The organism is Dysgonomonas sp. UBA7710 (assembly GCF_002482385.1).
GTDB lineage: Bacteria > Bacteroidota > Bacteroidia > Bacteroidales > Dysgonomonadaceae > Dysgonomonas.
The window spans coordinates 38,958-57,346 of the sequence record NZ_DLFW01000049.1; the positions used below are offsets into that span (position 1 = coordinate 38,958).

Below are 18,389 nucleotides of genomic sequence, written 5' to 3' on the forward strand. Positions count from 1 at the left end.
CATGGAACGTAATATAATGCTCGATTATTTCAGGATTATACTCTGCCTGCTGGTTATTACGGTACACACACAGTTCCTTTTTAGCAGTGAATCATTAAGCGGGTGGCTCATTTCGAACGGAATAGCCCGGATAGGAGTGCCGTGCTTTTTTGTTATCAGTGGATACTACCTTCATCCCAAATTGAGTGATAATAAGGCATTAAAAAGGTATCTGTCACACATTTTCATTGTGTATATTGTATGGTCGTTTATCTATTTACCCACCTATTATAATACGGTAGAAGCCCGTTCTCTGGTTACATTCGCCATTATGGGATATTATCACCTGTGGTTTCTGCCTGCACTCCTATTGGGTACACTCATGCTGGCAGTAATAAAGAAGTTTATAAAGAATAACAACCTGATACTGCTTTCCGGTATTATTTTCTACATTACCGGATATATACTGGAAAACTCCGGATTACCATACAGATCGTTCTGCAATGGTATTTTCTTTGGTTTTCCGTTTATCGTGTCAGGATATTATATCCGGGAAAAAGATTTTACAAATATTGCTAAGGCCTCATATTTGTACGCTCTTTTACCGGTAAGCCTGATCGCATTATTAACCGAATCATACCAAGGTTATAAAACGAATATTTACCATAACTTATTTCTGTCGCTATATATCCTTTGTCCCGTATTAATTATCTGCATACAGAAAGGGGCAAAATATACAGTTGAAAAATACGATATATCAAAACTGGCGGCAGGAATTTATCTTGTCCATATCCTAGTTGCAGGACAGATAATTCCGATAGCGGAAACAAATAATATTTACAGGCTACCGTTCATAATGATAGTCTCCGTACTATTAGCTATCTTTATAGTCTTAATCAATAAACGCATTAAAATACTTTTGTAATGAAAACATATACCAATGTCAAAGATCTCGGCGATCTTAAAGCCGCAGTAAAAGAAGCTCTCGAAGTAAAAAAGAACCGCTTCGGGTATAAAAGTCTCGGGGAGAACAAAACACTGTTGATGGTATTTTTTAATTCCAGTCTGCGCACCCGCCTGAGCACACAAAAAGCCGGGATGAATCTGGGTATGAATACAATGGTACTTGACATCAACCAGGGAGCATGGAAACTGGAAACCGAACGGGGGGTAATAATGGACGGTGACAAATCGGAACATATACTCGAAGCCATTCCCGTGATGGGCAGCTATTGTGACATTATCGGAGTACGTGCGTTTGCTCAATTCGAAAATAAAGAAGATGATTATCAGGAGAAGATACTGAACCAGTTCATTAAATATTCGGGACGTCCTGTATTCAGCATGGAGGCGGCAACAGGACATCCTTTACAGGCTTTTGCCGACCTCATCACGATAGAGGAGTATAAGAAAACGGCTCGCCCAAAAGTTGTCCTTACATGGGCGCCACATCCGAAAGCCTTGCCACAGGCAGTTCCTAATTCATTCGCCGACTTTATGAACGAGGCTGATGTAGATTTTATTATCACACATCCCGAAGGTTATGACCTCGATCCTAAATTCGTACGTGGAGCTAAAGTTGAGTACGATCAGGATAAGGCCCTTGCGGGAGCAGACTTTGTTTATGCAAAAAACTGGGCAGCATATACCGACCCTAATTATGGAAAAATACTAAGCAAAGATATGTCGTGGACAGTAACAACTCAAAAGATGGCGCTGACAAATAACGCTTACTTTATGCATTGCCTGCCTGTACGCCGTAATATGATTGTGAGCGATGATGTAATAGAAAGTCCACAATCGATTGTTATACAGGAAGCAGCCAATCGTGAGATATCAGCCCAGACAGTTATAAAAAGAATGCTGGAAAGTCTATAAAATATAATCCGTTTATAACCAAAAGCAGCGCATCCCGAAAGAGATGCGCTGCTTTTTATTTTATAACTAACTTATTAGAATCTATATCCCAACGTTAACAAACCCTGGAAATTATTTGTCTTGAAAGTAGATTTATCCGCTCCGGTAAAGGCATATAAGTCATCTTTCTGAGATTTCATTACAAACGCGATATCTGTATAGAAGTGGCGTGAAAATCTGTATCCCATACCGTAAGTGAAATAGTTTGTAGTTCCATCCAACACATATTGCGTAGCTGCACGGCTATCGGTTACGACTTCATGGTCGCCCGGAAAATCTTTTACTTCATTCTTGAATGGACTTTGCATCCATGAATAACCTACACGAGCCGAGAACTGGTCTGTAATACGATATTCAGCCCCAACGCGAACAGTAGACGCATTTCTGAAATCATTCTTTATATAAGCGTTAGGATCACCTGTACCCGTAGCAAGAGCATTCCCCCGGTCATCGAACAATTTCATATTATTGGCATAGTTAGTCAATTCATAATCGGCGCTGATAATAGCTCTACCTCCGATAACGCCTGCAAGGCTCAATGTCCACTTGTCAGGAGTGCGCATCTTGTAATCATATATGGCATCTTCACTCCGGTCTGAATTGGGATCACTGAAGCTACCTATATTAAATTTTGCTCCATCGGCAAAATTGGAAGACAGATCTGCAGCAAAATAATCGGTCATATTATACCATGTAGGAGAATGATATGAAACTCCAATTCGTAATTCCTGAATAGGTTTTACTATCACTCCGGCAGTAACCTGCCACCCTGTACCATCTGTTCTCATCCAATTTTGCAATTCCTGGCTACTCCAAAAAGAGCCATTATCCTGATATTCCTCAATATAACTGGAATATATACGATAGTTTATATCGGTCAGGGACAATGTTGCCCCAACACTAACAATATCTGAAAACGTCGTTCCTATATTAAAATCATATGTACTAATAGAACCCTTTTCTTCTACAAATAAGTCACTATAGGCCGCATACTCGGGAGAAGCCGGGACATATTGCCCTGAGCCCGCAGGAGTTTTCTCATCTATTATGTGTCCATTAAAAGCTAATACACTCAGCCAGTCCTGATTACGCCAGATATCTCTCCAGTCATTCCCCTCATCGCCCAATGCAATTGCCGAAGCAGGGCGCCCGTTATTTGTTGCTCTATCAGCCATATAAGCCGCGAGATCATACGACAGGTTATTGCCAATCGCATTGTATTTTCTGTCAAAATTTTTCAACCTATTGTACGAGAACCCGATATTGATACTACGAACCACATCATTATCAAATATAGGGAATACACTCACAAATGCCAGATTATCAAAGTTCACTTTAAACTTACTTTCATCAACTTTTCCGGCATTCATTTCTGTCTGAACCTTAGAATTCTGAAAATTAAGTGTAGTAACTATTTCTGATGATTGATAAACTCCTATACCTGCCGGATTAATGGATATACCGGATATATCGCCACCAAGCGCACCAAAAGCTCCTCCCATAGATACGGAACGGGCTGTACCTGTCAGGTCGTTTTTCGAATATCTGTATGCATCCATTTCATTTTGGGCCTGTACAGCCCCAAACGTCAGTGCAGTTGTTAACAGTAGTAATGATACATGTTTCATAATGCAATTTTTAATATTTCTATATCTTTTCAAAAAAGCTGTCTCATAAATTAATATTGAAACAGCTTTTATTTTAGTTGTCCTTATCTTGCTTTTTTATCTGCGTCCGCCTCCGCTTCTCCCGCTACTGCTTCCTCCACCTCCGGATGAACGGCTGCTGGAAGATGATGAGCCTGAGCTATATGAACCTCTGGAAGAAGAACTATTGGTTGATCCACTACTATAACTTGGACGTGAGCTCGAACTGCTGCTAGATGACCCGCTGTAACTAGGACGGGAACTTGAACTACTGGATGACCCGCTGTAACTAGGACGCGAGCTGCTCGAAGAGCCACTGTTATAGCTAGGACGGGAACTTGAACTGCTACCTGCTGAAGTATTGTAACTTGGACGGGTTGTCGGCCTTGTTGTTACTCCGCTGGAAGAACCTCTGCCTGTGGATGTTCCATAACTTGGACGAGTTGCTGGCCTTGTACTTACATCACCTGATGAAGACCCCCTGCCTGTGGATGTACCGTAACTAGGACGAGTTGATGGTCTTGTACTAACACCACTCGAAGAAGACCCACGACCTGTAGATGTTCCGTAACTTGGACGCGTAGATGGTCTGCTACTAACACTTCCTGAAGACGAACCTCTGCCTCCATAGCTAGGACGGGAACTGTCGATGCTTGATCCACGGCCGGCATAACCGTATGAACCACGCCCCGAACCATAACTTGTCCGACCGGATCCGTAACTTGCCCGAGGGCGTCCAGAATAGTTGTAACGTGAACTACTACCGTAGTATCCGTGATGATGTCCGCCATACCAGCCTCCACCATACCAGCCTCCGGCATACCAACCGCCGCCGTACCAGCCACCCCAGCCATAGCCATACCAAGGTCTGCTCCAACCCCAGCCCCAGCTACTGCCATAATACCAAGGATCGTACCAGCCTCCCCAGTAACCACCATAATACCAAGGATCATACCAAGGATAGAAACTACTGTAATATCCACCCCAGCCCCAGCCAAGATTTACGTTAAAGTTCCAGCCACGGTTACGATAATAATTGCTGTACAGATCATTTGTAACATATACATTTATCTCGTTATCACTGGATATCTTAACACTGTTTTCGGGCTCATGGAATTTCACAATACGATCTGTATACTCGTAATCCTGATATTCATCAGTATAAACTACCGAATCTTCAGGGTACTGTTCTTTTTGATATACAGTCACATCTCCACCCCTGCGGTTATAGGCATCCACATCGATGTTTACGTTACCTTCTGTTTCCAGTGTAACTTCTCCGTTGTCGCGGACTACCAATACCTGTGTTGGTTTCTGTTGTTGCTGAGAAACTGTATTTTTGACTTTTACTTCTTTCTTCTTATTATCCTTTGATTTAGAAGTAGCATAAATGTCATCCCAGTCATCTTGCGCAAAAGCGATAAATGGCAATACAGACATCAGAAACATCAGTACTAATTTTTTTACTTTCATAATCTGCTCTCCTATTGTTTATTGTTTATAATTGCCAATGTTTTGTATTTAATTGACAGCATTTTACTTACCTTTTATAAATCTTAGACTGCCTAACCTGCAAAAGGTTTAATGCAAACATTGATAAAATATTAATAGAGAATAAACAAATATACGATATTTATCTTTTCGATTCAATATTTTATATATGAAAGATGCAGTGAAAGGCGTTTTTGCTGCGCTCTATTATGTTAAAAAAACAATAAAAACAAGTTAACCCTAAACCTTTAATTTAAATCGAAGTATAAGAATTGTAATTATTTCAGTTTAATTATGTTCCGGTCCATGTTAAAATGGGCCGGAACAGTTCTCGTTTTCCTATTTTTATTTAGATTTGTAAAGCCCATACAATTAAGTAGTAACCAAAGACTAGCACAATTCATTCATAGATAATGGATGGCATATTAGAAAAAGCAATCCGGATTGCAGTAAATGCGCATTACGGGCAAACAGACAAGGGTGGTAAACCATATATATTCCATCCCCTGAGAGTGATGAATAGTGTAAATACGATGGAGGAAAAAATTGTAGCTGTTCTACACGATATTCTGGAAGATACTGATATTACTGTTGATGATTTGAAGACTGAAGCTATTCCCGAAGAATTGATAAATCAACTGCTTATACTGGCCCATTCTCCCGATATTGAATATAATACATACATTGAACGTATAGCCAGATCTCCGATAGCCACAACAGTTAAACTCGCCGACTTGAAAGATAATATGGATATATCCAGATTACCGGAAATCACGGATAAGGATATACAACGACTAAAGAAATATCGAGCAAGTCATCTATTTTTGACCAAAAAACTTAACGGCAATAAATATTAATCCAATGGACGATAACAAACTGATACAACACAAATCGCAACTCAATAATTTTCTGGCTGAAACTTTTCGCAGCCACAATATTGAATGCAATATAGAGAAAGACCTGATTATATTTCCTCTTCAGCATATGACAGCTTATGTGCGCATATTCAATCGCTCATCTTCCGCTATGGCCGTGATCTTACAATTAGACATACATCTGGAAATAGGTCTGGGTAAGACTATTATCGAATCATGTGCAGGGATGGGGGTGGATGAAGATACTGCGATAAAAGACGCATGGAAAAACTTCCTTACAAATTCTTTTCACACATTGCTTTCCGCATTTTTCAGTAAAGAGTTTGGCAATCAGATCAATAATCAGCAATGGATAATTGACGAACGCGCGTATGATGTTACCATAAGCAATGTAACGACCAGAGGAAGTCATCCTGATCCACTTCCTTTACGTTGGCTCGGACAACTTGAAGAGACTATAAAAATCCAATCCCTGACAGAAGGTACTCATTGGGTGAGGTTTTACTATGCACAATCGGAAAGCGAATTGATCTCAGGCGAAATACTTCTCGATAACGAAGTTTGGACCGGTATAGAGAAATTCGTCCGTACATTTGATTTCCCCACCTACAAAGATTTCTTCTCGATGCGGGTCTTCATGGTACTGAAAGATCATTCCGACATAAGCCGTATGGCTGCCACAATGGCCTGGATGGTAGGTGAAGATGACGATGCGATAGAACAGCAAATGATGGCAGACGGCCTGTCATTATCCGATGCCGAAAAGGCAAATACATTTATTCCTTTAGCCTTCGGACGTGTATTTCTGAAAGGAATCACAACGGCAGAATTTTCAGATGAAGCCATTATTACAGATGAAACTGAAAAAGAAACAACCATAAAACTTAGCGACGAACCCATCTATACATCTGCATATCAGCTGGCTGAAAAAATAATGAAAGAGGGATGCGTGAATCAAGAGCACTTTCAAAATTTATTTATACAAAGTGCAGAGTTCAATGCTTACAACAATGCGCTGAAAGACGGGGCTAAAGCCGAAGATATGAACAATGCCAGATTCGGAGAACCGGTGATATACATGCCACACTATCAGCCTGCCGAAAAAAAGGAAAAAGCTACAGAGAATATTATTTCTGAAAAGACCGGTAAGAAAAAGAAAAAGCCATCATGGAAATTCTGGAAAAAATAACTTTTCTCCAAGTGGAATAAAAAACAAATATTCATATTCTATTTTCATCATCACAACAGCTGAGTTTCACATCCTATCCCATAACTTCAAACCGGGCAAACTTCAGCAACAATTGCTTCACTCCCGAATTTTCAAATTCTACGGTAGCTTTTCGGCTATCCGGATCACCTGTTACGGCAGTTACCTTACCTACACCGAAGCGTTCATGCTTTATTATTGCTCCCACCTGTACTTCTCCTGAATTTACTCCTGCCGAAGCTTTCGGTGTAGCATTGCGCGCATTCACAAAATTGGAACGTGGAGATGCCGGCGGAAGGCTTACCTCCTGACGCGGGACTGTTGGTTGCCGCTGAGTTACCAGGCGTTCAGGATATGATGCTCGGGGTGTATTGGTGTAATCATACAAATCGTTTGTATATGTTTCAGGCCGGTTGAGCACTCCGAATCCGCCACCACCGAGTACTCCTCCGTTTACGTTCAGATAGCAGGTGTCTATATCACGGAGAAAACGGCTTGGATTGGAAGCGTTTATCTGCCCGTTCCGGAAACGGCTTTTAGCATATGTAATCATGCAGTATTCCTTTGCGCGGGTAATAGCGACATAGAACAAACGGCGTTCCTCTTCCAACCCCCGGAATTCATTCTTTGCCATTGCCGAAGGAAAGAGGTCTTCTTCCAACCCTACAACGAATACATTTTTGAATTCCAATCCCTTAGAAGCATGCACTGTCATCATTGTCACTTTCTCCTGATCGGCTTCCTTATCTGTATCCTGGTCGCTGAGCAACGATACTTCGGATAGGAAATCCATCAATCCTATCCCCCCCAGGCCTTCTTCCTTACGGCTTTCGCAAAACTCATGGATACCGCCTAATAATTCCTGTAAATTTTCCTGACGGCTCATACCTTCGGGTGTCTGATCCTGATAGGCTTCTGTGGCGATACCACTTTGTTTTACAATCCGGGATGCCAGTTCGTAGGCTGACAATTCCTGCAACTGGGAGATGAAACTTTCGATAAGTTCTCTAAATACGCTTAGCTTTTTAGCTGTGCCTGCGTTCACATTCAGATTATAGCCTAATGAATCGCCGATTATCTCCCACAGGCTCACATTATGCAAACGGGCCGCATCGGCTATTTTGTTTAATGTGGTGTCTCCTATCCCCCGTGTAGGGAAATTTATAATACGCCGGAAAGCCTCCTCGTCATAGGGATTGACCACCATACGGAAATAAGCGATCACATCTTTGATTTCCTTACGCTGGTAGAACGACAAACCTCCATAAATACGGTACGGAATATTCTTTTTTCGCAATGCCTCTTCGAAGATACGCGACTGGGCATTGGTGCGGTACAGGATTACAAAATCACTATACGATGCTTTCTTATCGCGGCGGATGTCCCATATCTTATTCGATACGATGACCCCTTCTTCAAAATCGGAGAAAGCACTTGATATTTCGATACGTTCCCCTTCGTCATTCTCTGAATAGATTGTTTTCTTTATCTGTTCACGGTTTTGCTGAATAAGGCTGTTAGCCGCATTAACAATATTTTGTGTGGAGCGGTAATTCTGCTCCAGTTTAAACAACTTCGATTCTGAATAAACTTCCTTAAATTTAAGTATATTATCTATATTCGCCCCCCGAAATGAATAGATACTCTGCGCATCGTCACCCACCACACATACCCGGTGATGCGCATCTGCAAGCTGCTTCACAACAAGGTATTGCGCAAAGTTCGTATCCTGATACTCGTCTACCAATATAAACTGATAGCGCTCCTGATAACTTTTCAACACATCGGGATGGTCGCGAAACAGGACATTGGTATAAAAAAGCAGGTCATCGAAATCCATTGTATTGGATGCCTTCAATCTGTTGTTATAATCCCTGTAAATATCTTTCAACACAGGCATTTTTGACCTCTGGTCGTATTCCAGCAACTCCTTGTTTTGGGCATACATCTGCGGAGAAATCAGCGCATTCTTGGCATTGGATATTATAGCCTGCACTTTAGCGGGTTTGTACACTTTATCATCCAGCTGATACTGTTTGATAATAGTCTTTATCATATTTCGGGAGTCGGCCGAGTCGAAAATGGTAAAATTGGAAGTAAACCCGATTTTTTCGGCCTCGGTACGCAAGATACGGGAAAACACCGAGTGAAAAGTCCCCATCCATAAATAGCGTGCATATTTCCACCCGATTATCTCGGCAATACGCTCTTTCATTTCACGCGCTGCCTTGTTCGTAAAGGTAAGCGAAAGTATGCTGTGTGGCATATAACCTTGTTGGAGAAGGTATGCTATTTTATAAGTAAGTACACGTGTCTTACCCGAACCTGCCCCTGCAATAATCAGGGAAGGCCCGCTTATGTATTCAACAGCTTCACGCTGCTGTTTATTGAGATGATCCAGCAAATTATCCATAAAAATCAGTGATAGGGTAACAAAGATAAGTCTTTTTTAGGAATGTGAGGTTATAACTTCGGGCAAACAAAATGCCGACAGAAAGAGTCCCTGCCGGCATTACTTATTTTATGTCTGTGAGAATCAGATATTGAGAAATTCGACTTCTCCCGACTCGATATGATAAATGGCTCCGACAATCTGTATGCCACCGTCCTCATGCATCTCTTTCAGGAATGGTTCGGATTTTCTTAGTTGCTTTACTCCATGTATTACATTAGCTATAATGGCCCGGTTGTAGACATCGCCTTCGGTCTTGAATACTTCGTTTTCTTCCTCTTCGCTATCCAATTTTTGGATAATGGATTCGATATGTCCGAGTTTCTCAGTATGGTGGGCATCCCGGTTCTCATGGCTGTGCTTTATATCCATGAATGCTTTTACAGCCCCGCAGCTCGTATGTCCCATCACAATAATCAGCTTTGTACCGAGATGTTCGGCTGCATATTCGATGCTACCTTCCTCATAATCGGCCATTACATTCCCGGCAGTACGGATAGAGAATATATCTCCCAACCCTTGATCGAAAACGATTTCGGGTGTCACTCGCGAGTCGGAACAACTGACTACGATCGCAAAAGGTTTCTGTCCCGTTTTGAGTTCGTCGATTCTGCTTAAATCCTGATGAGTATGCAATAACTGACCTGAGCAAAAACGTTTATTTCCCTCTTTGAGAGCATTCAGGGCTTCGTCAGAGTTTTGATCCTGAGCATAAGAAATAGCTGCAGATAAGCTAAAAATGGCTATCAGCCAAAAGTGTTTAAATAGGTAGCTTGGTTTCATTATAGTTGTTATTAAAAAATCGGACAAAAATAGAGAAAGATTCAGTTCCAGATTCTTTCTTGCACATATTTTATAGGAGGGTGATGTTAAATAATGTAAATGACATATTGCTTCACATAATAATATGATTTCGTATTTATGTTAAACAAAAATTCTATTAACTTTATCAGCAACAAATTAACGATTTATCATGAAATACAATTTTTGTGGAAACAGCGGGTTACAATTACCCGAAATTTCATTAGGCTTGTGGCATAACTTCGGGGATGTGGATAGCTTCGAAATGGCTACATCCATGATTTTACACGCTTTCGAGAGTGGCATTACACATTTCGACTTGGCCAACAACTACGGGCCACCTCCGGGAAGCGCCGAAACTAATTTCGGTAAAATACTGGCTAAAGAATTGAAAGGTCATCGCGACGAACTCATCATTTCATCCAAAGCTGGTCATCTGATGTGGGACGGACCTTATGGAGACGGAGGTTCACGCAAATATATAATGGCCAGTATAGATCAAAGCCTCAGACGTACAGGATTGGAATATTTCGATATATTCTATTCGCACCGCTACGATCCGCAAACCCCTGTGGAAGAGACTATGCAGGCATTAGTAGACATTGTACGCCAGGGGAAAGCCTTATATGTAGGCATATCGAAATATCCTCCCGAAAAACTGATCCAGGCATATAATATACTGAAATCGCAACATGTGCCCTGCCTTATCTATCAGGATAAATACAGCATGCTTGTGCGCGAACCCGAAAACGAGCATATGAACATCAACGAGAAATATGGTGTGGGATTTATTGCTTTTTCCCCTCTGGCTCAGGGTCTACTCACGAATAAATACCTGAATGGTATACCTGAAACTTCACGTGCTCACAAAAGTCACGGCTTCCTGCAAGAAAGCGAAATTACACCTGAGGTGATAAAGAAAGTGAAAGCGCTGAACAACCTTGCCGGTCAACGCGGGCAAACTCTTGCCGAAATGGCTTTGGCATGGCTGCTGCATAACAAGCATGTAACATCTGTTATTGTAGGTACAAGTTCATTGAATCAGCTGAAAGACAATCTGAAAGCAACGGATAATTCGTATTTCACAGGTGAAGAACTGGCCTTGATAGAGATGATTCTGGCATAAAACAAAAATAAGCATCCCAACCACAGGGATGCTTATAGATTTCCAAACATTATAACTTAAAAACTACAATACCTACATCGTCAGTACGATGTTATTCTCATCTGCCATGCGGCGTATATTAAGTATAGCATAACGCATACGTCCCAGGGCAGTATTAATACTGACGCCTGTATGGTCTGCTATTTCTTTAAAACTCAAGTCCTGATAATACCGCATTTCCAATACTTCGCGCTGGCTATCGGGCAGGTACGAAATCAGCTTACGGATATCCGATGTTATCTGCATACGGATTATCTCATCTTCTATCGTACCATCGCATAACAGCGGATTGTTCAGTAAATCGACCGGAGCCTCGTCATTAGAAATCGTATTCTCATTCTTTTCCTGACGAAAATGGTCTATAATAAGATTGTGGGCGATACGGGATATCCAGGCACGGAACTTCCCTGTCTCTGTATAACGGCCTTGTTTGATGGTTACGATAGCCTTGATGAAAGTTTCCTGAAATATATCTTCTGCCAGTTCCCTGTTTCGCACAGTGAAATAGATATAGTTGAAGACACTGATTTTGTGTCGTGACAGTAGGATATCAAATGCCTGATTGTTACCATTAGAATAATCGGTGACCAACTGTTCGTCGGTCATGGTTATTAATGTATCCATTATCTCTTATATTTTAAAGTTAAAAAGAGTAATGTTTATTCTATAGGCAAAAAGTTTTTAGAAGGTTTTTAAATATCTTGCGTTAATGATGCAAATAAAAGACAAATTTATGAAATTGACAATATCTAAAAGATTATTTAACAGTGTAATGCGATTTTGCTTAATTTTATATATAGACCGATTGATTTACTAAAAGATATATAATATAAAAAAACAATGAGGGTGTGTCAAAAGGGGAACAGTACTATCAATGTACTACCCTCTTTGTCATCCTGAGTGTAACGAAGGATCTCGACCCTGAGAAACGAGATGTTTCACTCCGTTCAGCATGACAACCATCGGTCACAGGAGCGTAGCGTATGTAAATAGAAAGTGAAAAATACTTTTGACACACCCTCATAACTATATATCAGCATAATGCTTATTCTTGTTCTGTATCGATAACTTTCCATACCACAGCCGAAATAGCAGCACCTAAGAACGGAGCCACAATGAACAGCCACAATTGAGACAGAGCTTCTGCTCCCTGAAAAATAGCAGGACCAATACTACGTGCCGGGTTTACCGATGTACCAGTAATAGGGATACATACAATATGCACCAGAACCAGGGTAAGACCGATCGCAACACCGGCAAACTGATTATTGGCACCTTTGGATGTCACACCTAAAACAACCAATACAAATATGAAGGTAAAGACCGTTTCGGCAACAAATGCCGGTAACAGATCGGTATAGCCGTTAGCCCCTGTAAAAGTTGTTGTTGAGCCGGAATCTTTTGCCAATACATATAATATTGCTGAACCGATAATAGCGCCTATCACCTGAAAGATCATATACAAACCTGCATCCTTAGCCGATATCTTTTTAGATAACAACAAGCCCAGAGTGATTGCCGGATTGATATGACAGCCCGAAATCTTACCGATGGTATAAACCATAGCCAATACTGCCAATCCGAATGCAAATGCTACACCTAGTGTACCGACCGAAGCAAACGGCTGCCCGGCTCCTGCAAATACTGCAGCACCACAACCCATAAGTACCAGAACCATAGTCCCGATCATTTCTGCTAAATACTTTTTCATTGAATTTCTATTTTAATTAAACATTTGTGCTACTTGTGTAATTTTGTGTTAACTATATAGGATATGGCGAAGTTAAATATAAAATCGAATAAAAGATAAAAAAGCTACACTTTTTTTAGTTCTTCCATTTCCATTATTGCTACCATTCCCTATATTTGTAATGCTCAATTAATAAATATTAAATCTAACGCATATGAAGAAGTTATTGTTTTCGCTTTTCGCCTTTTTTATCTGTATATATGTATTCGGACAGGACTATAATGTTCCAAAGAATTATAAATTTGAGAATAAGGAGTCTTATAAGACTTATGAGCCACAGATAAAAGAGACGATAGACTGGCTCCTGCAAACGCCTTTGGGTAAAGATGCAAATAAACGGCAGGAAGCCAATGCGTTTCTTATGGCCTGGTTGAGCGGAACACCGGATGTACATTTAAAAATGGATGCCGGTTTTATGATGAACTTCATCAAAATCAATCCTGAGCTGGTAATGCCTTTCACTGCCGGATGGGCTAAATATTCGCTGGACAACGGATATTCGGAAGATGCATTGCAAGGAACAAAGGCGGGAGTGGAAACAGTTATCGCCTTTTACAGAAAAAACAGAGGATACCTCAAGAAAGACAGTAACATAGAAAAGTATGAAAAACTGATGGAAAAAGGAAAGCTGGAAACAGAAATAGAAAAAAAGCTAAAGACGAAATAATATTAAAAAATAAAAAACGACTATGAGAAAAATTGTATTCACCGTATTATTCGGATTACTATGTATCGTTAGTTGCAGCAAAAAAGCTGAAACAGCTCAGGATGATACCATCATTATAAAAACAGGCATGGATACTGAAGAAAGAACCGGTGATGAACTAAAAATAGCGGCTATCATGACCGTTAAGCCGGAAGCGATAAAAGATATGCTCCCTATATTCCAGGCAGTGGTACAGGGTAGCCAGGAAGAAGACGGCTGCATATTTTACAATGTACATCAGGATATTAACGACTCCACAAGGTTTATTATTCTGGAAGAATGGGAATCACAGGCCGCGATCGATCTTCACGGTAAGACCGACCACTTCAAAACATATCAGGAAGCATCCAAAAATTTGATAGAGAAAAAAGAAGTAATAAAAATGAAACTGGTATATTAGAATATAGATTCTATAAAAAGAGTAAAAGTTCCTGCATTATTTTCAGGGACTTTTATCTTTAAAGAAAGATGATTTTATATCCGTGTAATCTGTAAAACACAAATAAAATACATACTTTTGTAACCTCAAACAATATATAAAAAAGGTTATGATGGAACTGAAAATTGTTGCCGTTATCGTAGTAAAAGCTGCATATAAGGAAGAGTTGGAGAAGGTATTCCATACCGTAGTAGATGAAACCCGCAAAGAAACAGGAAATGTATCTTACGATTTACATCAGGATTGTAAAGACCCTTTAAAGTACACTATACTCGAGGTATGGAAATCACAGGCAGCTATCGACGAACATAACACAAGTGCTCATTTTAAAGCCTTTGTGGCTGCAATAGAAGGTAAAATAGAAAACCTGACAGTGGATATAATAAAGAAAATATATTAAAATACCAATGAGCTAATAATTCAATATGCCGATATGCCAATGAGTAATATCGTTCGAATTGGCAGATTGACTAATTGGCATATTAGCACATTAAATTTATAATTATGTACAGAAATCATACTTGCGGAGAACTGACTCTTGCTGATGTAAATAAAGAAGTAACCCTTGCGGGATGGGTACAAAAAGTGCGTAAACTTGGTGGCGGAATGACCTTTGTCGATCTACGCGACCGTTATGGGATTACCCAACTGGCATTCAGCAAAGATGTAAACGCAGATTTGTATGAACAATCGAATAAGTTCGGGCGCGAATATGTATTGCAGGTAACAGGTACAGTACAGGAGCGTTCGAGCAAGAATATGAATATACCGACCGGCGAGATAGAAATCATCGTCAACAGGCTGGTTATTCTGAATACATCAGAAGTTCCGCCTTTCACTATCGAAGACGAAACCGACGGTGGCGACGACTTGCGCATGAAATACCGTTATCTGGATTTACGCCGTACTTCCGTACGCAAAAATCTGGAATTGCGTCATAAAATAGCCTTTGAAACGCGCCGTTTTCTGGACGAACGCCAGTTCATAGAAGTGGAGACTCCTGTATTGATCGGCTCTACCCCCGAAGGAGCGCGCGACTTTGTTGTGCCATCACGTATGAATCCGGGTGAGTTTTATGCTCTGCCGCAATCGCCCCAGCTATTCAAGCAATTGCTGATGGTATCGGGATTCGACCGTTATTTCCAGATTGTAAAATGTTTCCGCGATGAAGATCTTCGCGCCGACCGTCAGCCGGAATTCACCCAGATAGACTGTGAAATGTCGTATGTCAATCAGGAGGATGTGCTGAATATGTTTGAAGGACTGACCAAGCACCTGTTCAAAAAGGTAAAAGGTATAGACATCCCGGATTTCCCGCGCATGACGTATGCTCATGCGATGAAACATTACGGTTCGGATAAGCCGGATACTCGTTTTGGGATGGAATTCGTGGAAATTAAAGACCTGACCACAGGTAAGGATTTCGTCGTATTCGATTCTTCCGAATATGTAGGAGCTATCTGTGCCAAAGGCGCGGCATCATATACCCGTAAACAACTCGATGCACTTACCGACTATGTAAAACGCCCGCAGATCGGGGCCAAAGGGCTTGTATATGTACGCTATGAAGCTGATGGCTCTCTGAAATCGTCCGTAGATAAATTCTATACAGCCGAAGACCTGAAAAAATGGGCGGAACGTTGTCAGGCAGAGCCGGGCGACCTTATCCTTATCATATGCGGCGAAACTGAAAAGGCACAGAAACAGCTATGTGAACTTCGTCTCGAAGTAGGAGATCAACTGGGACTCCGCGATAAGAATAAATTTAATTGCTTGTGGGTTATCGACTTCCCTCTGCTGGAAAAAGACGAAGAATTGGGACGCTTTTTTGCAAAGCACCATCCGTTTACCAGCCCGAAGGAAGAAGATATTCCATTACTGGATTCCGATCCGGGAGCTGTACGTGCCAATGCCTATGACATGGTAATCAACGGTGTTGAAGTTGGTGGGGGTTCGGTTCGTATCCACAACAGCCAGTTGCAGAATAAGATGTTCCATGTACTCGGGTTTACCGAAGAAAAGGCTCAGGCTCAATTCGGCTTCCTGATGAATGCATTCAAATACGGAGCGCCTCCGCATGCAGGTCTGGCATTTGGCCTCGACCGTCTCGTATCTCTTTTCGCAGGGCTGGATAGTATCCGCGACTGTATTGCGTTCCCTAAAAACAATTCGGGACGTGACGTAATGATCGACGCGCCGGCTGTCCTTGAACAGGAACAATTGGATGAATTGAATCTGAAAGTGGTGATAAAGGAATAATTCTGAATAGTAAATTCAGAAATAAATTTAATCGAAATACTTACTGAAAAGGGGCTGTCTTAAAAGTAATACTTTGCTAACGTAATATTACTTTTAAGACAGCCTCTTTTTATATTCGATCAATTTTTCTTGTCCAGTTCACGGGCTACCCTGCTTTTCATATTATCGCCCCGCAGGTCACGGGCCAATATTGTTCCGTCGGGACCGATAAGTATTATATGAGGTATACCTCTTACACCATACATTTTGGTAGGTATCTCCTGCGCATTTATTATCTGCGGCCATTCTACTTTATCTTCTGTAATAGCCCTTTCCGTATCTTCCGGCTTATCCCATACGGCAACACCAACAATCTCGAATTTATCCCCTTTATATTTTTTGTATATTTCTTTCATATTCGGAGTTTCTCCCCTACAAGGGCCGCACCAGCTTGCCCAGAAGTCTACTAATATATATTTGCCTTTTCCGGCATAATCCGACAGTGATACTTTTGTGCCATCAGGCTGCTCTATTGTAAAGTCACTAAATAACTGACCTTCAGCAGTCTTTTTCAGGGCATCATTTGTTTCCACAACTTTTTTCACCATTTCCAAGGAAGCAATATCTTTACTTAATTTGGCCACAGCAGTATCTATCTGACCTGTACGCATCCACATCGACATCTCGTACAATACAACAGACCCGATAACATTATTTGTGTTAGCATCGAATGTATTTTCCATCAGGTCCATATATTTAGGAGTCCAGACTTTAATAAATATACTATCGAACTCTGCCTTGAACTTATCTTTATCCTTAATTTTATTTTTTAACTCCGTATAGATATTTTCTCTTTCCTTATACAGTTCACCCGTTTTCTTATTATAATCTGTCAATGCATCATTCAATGGAGTATTTGACGCTATGCCATCTTTTAAATTAACAATTATTCGTCCTGTATCCAGTATTAAAGGTACATATGCACCATCTTCAATGAATACTCCGGCATACCGGATAGTATCTGCGATTCCTTTAAATACAAATTTGTTGCTATCTATCAAAACGCTGTCGATCTTATTATTTCCCAACCTATTATGATCGACAAGATAAATTTTCTGCCCATTATAGGTCGAATCAGCTATACCCTCAACCATATACCCGGGTATTACAGGCTGTTTTTTTTCACAGGAAACAATAATGGCCATACTTGTTACCATTATTAATAAAGCATGGATTGTTCTTATTTTCATATTATTAAGTATTAGAATCGATAAATGTAAAATTTTTAAAATATCTTTCCCCAATAATACTGTTAAATAAACAAAAGAGGCTATTCTTCCAAACTTGCCGTACACAGACTTTGTAAAACGTGATTTGTGCCTGAAATAAAAGATTCCGGTCGTAATGGATAAAGATTTTCAAAGAAAATTATCTATATAGGCAGAAAGCTGATAGCATATAATATCAGTTCATCGTTCTTTGAAAATTTGAAATTACAAAAACAGGAAGAAACAGACAAAAGAGAAAAATGGGACAAAACTGTCAAGTTTGTCAGGTTTTTACAAAATAGTTACTGGTTACAAGTTTTGTCGCTTCGTATTTCTAAAGGCTAAAAGCGATTGGCTAATATCCAGAAAAAATTGACAGATAATAAAAAGTGAAAAAAGTGTCAGATTTGTCAGGTTTGTCAGGTTTTTACTCCTACCCTATCAGATACAGATAC

16 protein-coding genes are annotated in these 18,389 nt (G+C 40.5%); 9 read left to right on the forward strand and 7 right to left on the reverse strand.

Annotated features, from left to right (window positions below; translation table 11 throughout):
• Position 1: 1 nt before the first annotated feature.
• Together B3317_RS17610 and B3317_RS17615 are read left to right on the forward strand one after the other, a co-directional pair.
• Complete coding sequence (locus B3317_RS17610; RefSeq protein ID WP_291114286.1) at positions 2-904, forward strand: acyltransferase; 903 nt, start codon at positions 2-4, stop codon at positions 902-904.
• Complete coding sequence (locus tag B3317_RS17615) at positions 904-1,857, forward strand: N-acetylornithine carbamoyltransferase (RefSeq protein ID WP_291114288.1); 954 nt, start codon at positions 904-906, stop codon at positions 1,855-1,857. The genes B3317_RS17610 and B3317_RS17615 overlap by 1 nt, the downstream gene beginning before the upstream one ends.
• Before the next feature lie 74 nt (positions 1,858-1,931).
• On the opposite strand, the gene B3317_RS17620 is transcribed toward B3317_RS17615, so the two are convergent.
• Both B3317_RS17620 and B3317_RS17625 read right to left on the reverse strand, forming a co-directional pair.
• Positions 1,932-3,524: an OmpP1/FadL family transporter gene (locus B3317_RS17620; protein ID WP_291114290.1), complete on the reverse strand. Its 1,593-nt coding sequence runs from the start codon at positions 3,522-3,524 to the stop codon at positions 1,932-1,934.
• 96 nt (positions 3,525-3,620) lie between these two features.
• Positions 3,621-5,015: a hypothetical protein gene (locus B3317_RS17625; protein WP_291114292.1), complete on the reverse strand. Its 1,395-nt coding sequence runs from the start codon at positions 5,013-5,015 to the stop codon at positions 3,621-3,623.
• Between the two features lie 431 nt (positions 5,016-5,446).
• Here B3317_RS17625 and B3317_RS17630 point away from each other — a divergent pair, with 431 nt between their 5' ends.
• Complete coding sequence (locus B3317_RS17630) at positions 5,447-5,890, forward strand: GTP pyrophosphokinase (RefSeq protein ID WP_291114294.1); 444 nt, start codon at positions 5,447-5,449, stop codon at positions 5,888-5,890.
• A 4-nt stretch (positions 5,891-5,894) separates the two neighbouring features.
• Positions 5,895-7,097: a DUF6348 family protein gene (locus B3317_RS17635; RefSeq protein ID WP_291114296.1), complete on the forward strand. Its 1,203-nt coding sequence runs from the start codon at positions 5,895-5,897 to the stop codon at positions 7,095-7,097.
• 73 nt (positions 7,098-7,170) lie between these two features.
• On the opposite strand, the gene B3317_RS17640 is transcribed toward B3317_RS17635, so the two are convergent.
• Both B3317_RS17640 and B3317_RS17645 read right to left on the reverse strand, forming a co-directional pair.
• Positions 7,171-9,528 carry an ATP-dependent helicase gene (locus B3317_RS17640; RefSeq protein ID WP_291114298.1) on the reverse strand — a complete coding sequence of 786 codons (2,358 nt, stop codon included), beginning with the start codon at positions 9,526-9,528 and terminating at the stop codon, positions 7,171-7,173.
• A gap of 123 nt (positions 9,529-9,651) precedes the next feature.
• Entirely contained in the window at positions 9,652-10,350 is a 699-nt protein-coding gene (locus B3317_RS17645) for a carbonic anhydrase (protein ID WP_291114300.1), read from the reverse strand.
• 190 nt (positions 10,351-10,540) lie between these two features.
• Between B3317_RS17645 and B3317_RS17650 the strand changes: the two genes are divergently transcribed.
• On the forward strand, positions 10,541-11,494 hold the full coding sequence (locus B3317_RS17650; protein WP_291114302.1) for an aldo/keto reductase: 954 nt from the start codon (positions 10,541-10,543) through the stop codon (positions 11,492-11,494).
• A gap of 72 nt (positions 11,495-11,566) precedes the next feature.
• On the opposite strand, the gene B3317_RS17655 is transcribed toward B3317_RS17650, so the two are convergent.
• Positions 11,567-12,157, reverse strand: a complete 591-nt coding sequence (locus tag B3317_RS17655; RefSeq protein WP_006800418.1) for a sigma-70 family RNA polymerase sigma factor — start codon at positions 12,155-12,157, stop codon at positions 11,567-11,569.
• Between the two features lie 421 nt (positions 12,158-12,578).
• The gene (locus tag B3317_RS17660; protein ID WP_291114306.1) at positions 12,579-13,244 is read right to left on the reverse strand and encodes an MIP family channel protein; all 666 of its coding nucleotides are present in this window, start codon (positions 13,242-13,244) and stop codon (positions 12,579-12,581) included.
• A gap of 193 nt (positions 13,245-13,437) precedes the next feature.
• On the opposite strand from B3317_RS17660, the gene B3317_RS17665 reads away from it, so the two are divergent.
• The 4 genes from B3317_RS17665 (at position 13,438) to aspS (ending at position 16,687) form a co-directional block, all read left to right on the forward strand.
• Positions 13,438-13,950 (forward strand): hypothetical protein, encoded by a 513-nt coding sequence (locus B3317_RS17665; RefSeq protein WP_291114308.1) that lies wholly within the window; start codon positions 13,438-13,440, stop codon positions 13,948-13,950.
• Between the two features lie 22 nt (positions 13,951-13,972).
• Entirely contained in the window at positions 13,973-14,389 is a 417-nt protein-coding gene (locus tag B3317_RS17670) for a putative quinol monooxygenase (RefSeq protein WP_291114310.1), read from the forward strand.
• Positions 14,390-14,537: 148 nt separating this feature from the next.
• Positions 14,538-14,828, forward strand: coding sequence for a putative quinol monooxygenase (locus B3317_RS17675; RefSeq protein WP_291114312.1), 291 nt, complete (start codon positions 14,538-14,540; stop codon positions 14,826-14,828).
• A 104-nt stretch (positions 14,829-14,932) separates the two neighbouring features.
• Complete coding sequence (gene aspS / locus B3317_RS17680; protein WP_291114314.1) at positions 14,933-16,687, forward strand: aspartate--tRNA ligase; 1,755 nt, start codon at positions 14,933-14,935, stop codon at positions 16,685-16,687.
• A 119-nt stretch (positions 16,688-16,806) separates the two neighbouring features.
• Here the strand turns inward: aspS and B3317_RS17685 are convergent, their stop codons facing one another.
• On the reverse strand, positions 16,807-17,916 hold the full coding sequence (locus B3317_RS17685) for a TlpA disulfide reductase family protein (RefSeq protein WP_291114316.1): 1,110 nt from the start codon (positions 17,914-17,916) through the stop codon (positions 16,807-16,809).
• Between the last annotated feature and the right edge of the window lie 473 nt (positions 17,917-18,389).

Excerpts from the sequence above, each read along its gene's own strand:
- B3317_RS17685 (WP_291114316.1), bottom strand. The coding sequence starts at position 17,916 with ATGAAAATAAGAACAATCCATGCTTTATTAATAATGGTAACAAGTATG.
- aspS (WP_291114314.1), top strand. The coding sequence starts at position 14,933 with ATGTACAGAAATCATACTTGCGGAGAACTGACTCTTGCTGATGTAAAT.
- B3317_RS17645 (WP_291114300.1), bottom strand. The coding sequence starts at position 10,350 with ATGAAACCAAGCTACCTATTTAAACACTTTTGGCTGATAGCCATTTTT.
- B3317_RS17670 (WP_291114310.1), top strand. The coding sequence starts at position 13,973 with ATGAGAAAAATTGTATTCACCGTATTATTCGGATTACTATGTATCGTT.
- B3317_RS17650 (WP_291114302.1), top strand. The coding sequence starts at position 10,541 with ATGAAATACAATTTTTGTGGAAACAGCGGGTTACAATTACCCGAAATT.
- B3317_RS17640 (WP_291114298.1), bottom strand. The coding sequence starts at position 9,528 with ATGGATAATTTGCTGGATCATCTCAATAAACAGCAGCGTGAAGCTGTT.
- B3317_RS17615 (WP_291114288.1), top strand. The coding sequence starts at position 904 with ATGAAAACATATACCAATGTCAAAGATCTCGGCGATCTTAAAGCCGCA.
- B3317_RS17610 (WP_291114286.1), top strand. The coding sequence starts at position 2 with ATGGAACGTAATATAATGCTCGATTATTTCAGGATTATACTCTGCCTG.
- B3317_RS17635 (WP_291114296.1), top strand. The coding sequence starts at position 5,895 with ATGGACGATAACAAACTGATACAACACAAATCGCAACTCAATAATTTT.
- B3317_RS17655 (WP_006800418.1), bottom strand. The coding sequence starts at position 12,157 with ATGGATACATTAATAACCATGACCGACGAACAGTTGGTCACCGATTAT.
- B3317_RS17660 (WP_291114306.1), bottom strand. The coding sequence starts at position 13,244 with ATGAAAAAGTATTTAGCAGAAATGATCGGGACTATGGTTCTGGTACTT.
- B3317_RS17665 (WP_291114308.1), top strand. The coding sequence starts at position 13,438 with ATGAAGAAGTTATTGTTTTCGCTTTTCGCCTTTTTTATCTGTATATAT.
- B3317_RS17630 (WP_291114294.1), top strand. The coding sequence starts at position 5,447 with ATGGATGGCATATTAGAAAAAGCAATCCGGATTGCAGTAAATGCGCAT.
- B3317_RS17625 (WP_291114292.1), bottom strand. The coding sequence starts at position 5,015 with ATGAAAGTAAAAAAATTAGTACTGATGTTTCTGATGTCTGTATTGCCA.
- B3317_RS17675 (WP_291114312.1), top strand. The coding sequence starts at position 14,538 with ATGATGGAACTGAAAATTGTTGCCGTTATCGTAGTAAAAGCTGCATAT.
- B3317_RS17620 (WP_291114290.1), bottom strand. The coding sequence starts at position 3,524 with ATGAAACATGTATCATTACTACTGTTAACAACTGCACTGACGTTTGGG.